The sequence below is a fragment of the Agromyces binzhouensis genome, assembly GCF_004135055.1.
GTDB classification, from domain to species: domain Bacteria; phylum Actinomycetota; class Actinomycetes; order Actinomycetales; family Microbacteriaceae; genus Agromyces; species Agromyces binzhouensis.
This window is the reverse complement of record NZ_SDPL01000413.1, coordinates 1-2,767: the sequence shown is the minus strand read 5'-3', so window position 1 is coordinate 2,767 and position 2,767 is coordinate 1. Positions and strand designations below refer to the sequence as shown.

The 2,767-nt window shown below is 72.0% G+C and carries 4 protein-coding genes; 1 reads left to right on the top strand and 3 read right to left on the bottom strand.

Annotated elements, in window-relative coordinates:
- From ESO86_RS15005 to ESO86_RS14995, 3 genes are all read right to left on the bottom strand, one after another.
- Positions 1-301 (bottom strand): metal-sulfur cluster assembly factor (locus ESO86_RS15005; RefSeq protein ID WP_129235703.1); only part of this gene is annotated, 301 nt, incomplete at its 3' end.
- Positions 288-815: a DUF1003 domain-containing protein gene (locus ESO86_RS15000; RefSeq protein ID WP_129235702.1), complete on the bottom strand. Its 528-nt coding sequence runs from the start codon at positions 813-815 to the stop codon at positions 288-290. The genes ESO86_RS15005 and ESO86_RS15000, both read right to left, overlap by 14 nt.
- The gene (locus ESO86_RS14995; RefSeq protein WP_129235701.1) at positions 802-2,136 is read right to left on the bottom strand and encodes a magnesium transporter MgtE N-terminal domain-containing protein; all 1,335 of its coding nucleotides are present in this window, start codon (positions 2,134-2,136) and stop codon (positions 802-804) included. The genes ESO86_RS15000 and ESO86_RS14995 overlap by 14 nt, the downstream gene beginning before the upstream one ends.
- A 67-nt stretch (positions 2,137-2,203) precedes the next feature.
- Here ESO86_RS14995 and ESO86_RS14990 point away from each other — a divergent pair.
- The coding region (locus ESO86_RS14990; protein ID WP_207207168.1) for a YflT domain-containing protein at positions 2,204-2,767 on the top strand (564 nt) is incomplete at its 3' end.

Sequence of the window (2,767 nt, the reverse complement as noted above, 5' to 3'; positions counted from 1 at the left end):
CGCCGCGGAGGCGCTCGGTGAGCGCGGCGCGCTGCGCGGGCGTCATGACCCCGAGCTCGACGACGGCGTTGCCGGCCCCGACGACCTGCTCGGCCGCGGCGCGCACGTCCTGTTCGATGCGATCGGAGGCCGGGCACCCGACGATCGTCAGGCGCACGCCGACCTCGACGCCGGCGTCGGTCGCGGTCACGCGCTCGACCATGTCGAGTTCGGTGATGGGCCGACGGATCTCCGGATCGATGACGCCCTCGAGCGCGGCGTGGACGGCGCGCTCGACGTCGCCCGCGTCAGGACGGGGCATTCGCTGCGTCCTCCTCGTCGCGTCGGTCGAGCTCCTCGAGCGCCTGCCGCAGTTCCTGCCGGATGAACTCCTTGGACGCGAGGTCGCGGACCGCGAGCCGGAGCGCCACGACCTCGCGGGCGAGGTATTCGGTGTCGGCGAGGTTGCGCTCGGCGCGCTGGCGGTCCTGCTCGATCTGCACGCGGTCGCGGTCGTCCTGGCGGTTCTGCGCCAGCAGGATCAGGGGCGCGGCGTACGACGCCTGGAGCGAGAGCACGAGCGTCAGCGCGATGAAGCCGAGTTCGACCGAGTCGAACCGCCAGGCGGGCGGGGCGAGCGTGTTCCACAGGATCCAGAACGTGACGAAGAGCGTGAGGCCGAGCAGGAACCACGGGGTGCCCATGTTGCGTGCGACCCATTCGGTGAACCGGCCGAAGCGGTCCCGATCACCGGAACGGCGCAGGGGCGGCGCGGGTCGGCGGATGCCCTTCGGGGTGTCGAACCGACGGTCGTCGGCGGCGTCAGCGCGTGCCATCTCCTGCCCTCCTTCCGGGTGCGATCGGGATGCTGCCGGTGGCCAGCTGTGCGCGGGCCGTCGCGCGTCTGCTCACCTCCGACTCGTCCTCGGGGTGACTCCTCCAGTCGTCAGGGAGCAGGTAGTCGAGCACGTCGTCGATCGTGACGACGCCCACCAGCCGATGCTTCTCGTCGACCACGGGCACCGACACGAGGTCGTAGCTCGCCAGGATGCGGCTGACCTCGGCGGCCGACGTCTCGGCCTTCACGGGTTCGAGCCCCTGGTCGATGAGCGAGCCGAGACGCTCGTGCGGCGGATAGCGCAGCATCCGCTGGAAGTGCACGATGCCGAGGAACCGGCCCGTCGGCGGTTCGTACGGCGGGAGCGTGACGCACACGGCCGCGCCGAGCGCGGGCGGGAGGTCGTGGCGGCGGATGAGGGCGAGGCCCTCGGCCACCGTGGCATCCGCCGACACGATGATCGGCTCGGTCGTCATGAGGCCGCCCGCGGTGTCGGGGCCGTACGAGAGGAGGAACCGGACGTCCTCGGCCTCCTCGGGTTCCATGAGCTCGAGCAGGTGCTCGCCGCGCTCCTCGGGCAGCTGCGCGATGAGGTCGGCGGCGTCGTCGGGCGACATGTGGTCGAGCACGTCGGCCGCGCGGTCGTCGCCGAGCTTCGCGAGGATCTCGACCTGGTCGATCTCCGGCATCTCCTCGAGCACGTCGGCCAGGCGGTCGTCGGGGAGCTCGGCCGCGACCTCCTGCCGCCGCTGCGGCGGGAGGTCGAGCAGGGTGTTGGCGAGGTCGGCGGGCTTCAGCTCGGAGTACGTCGCGATGAGCTGCTCGGCGGACTGCGCCTCGCCGGCCTCGGTGGTCTCGCGCACCTCGCGCCAAGTGACGTAGGCGGAGGGGCCCTTCGCGAACGGCGATGCGCTCGTCTTCGGGCGTCGCACGAAGAGCTGGTCGACCTCCCACTCGCCGGGCTCGCGCTCCTCGATCGCGACGTCCTCGATGCTCGCGGTGCCGGAGCCGTCGTTGAAGGCGACCTTGCGGCCGAGCATCTCGGCGATCACGCGCACCTCGCCGCCGCGCTGCTCGAATCGGCGCAGGTTGATGAGGCCGGTCGTGATGATCTGGCCGCCGCCGATCGACGTCACCCGGCCGATCGACACGAAGACGCGGCGCTTGCCGGGGATCTCGACGATGAGCCCGACGACGCGCGGCGGGTCGTCCTTGCGGTACACGACGAGGACGTCGCGCACCTTCCCGACGCGGTCGCCCGCGGGGTCGAACACGGCGCACCCGGCGAGTCGGGCGACGAAGACTCTCGTGGCGCTCACGCCTCCCAACTTACCCCGCGCACCCGCGATCGGGCCGGGCGACGGAGCCGCGTGGAAGAATGGCCGGGTGAGCAACCAGTCGCCCTTCGGCGGTCGCATCGGCCGCACCTTCCCGACCCTGCCGAAGGGCGAGACGGTCGCGAGCTACGAGACCTACCAGGAGGCGCAGGCCGCGGTCGACCAGCTGGCGAAGGCCGAGTTCCCGGTCAAGGAGCTCTCGATCGTGGGGCACGACCTCACGAGCGTCGAACGCATCACCGGCACGCTGAGCTGGGGTCGCACGGCCGCCGCCGGCGCGCTCTCCGGGGCCTGGTTCGGCACGTTCCTCGGCCTGCTGTTCTTCATCTTCTCCCCGTCCGGCACCTCGCTCGGCATCCTGGGCGCGGCGGTGCTCATCGGCGCGGGCTTCGGCATGATCTTCAGCCTCGTCTCGTACTCCGTCAACCGCCGGCGGCGCGACTTCACCTCGGTCATGCAGGTGCTCGCCACGCGCTACGCGATCATCGCCGAGCCCGAGCACGTCGTGCGGGCACGACAGGTGCTCGGCGTGACGGATGCCGCTGCGCCGCCCGCCCGCGTGGCCACGACGGTCGCCCGTCCACCGGCGGCCGCCGCCCCGGCACCCGAGGCG

Excerpts from the sequence above, each read along its gene's own strand:
- ESO86_RS15000 (WP_129235702.1), bottom strand. The coding sequence starts at position 815 with ATGGCACGCGCTGACGCCGCCGACGACCGTCGGTTCGACACCCCGAAG.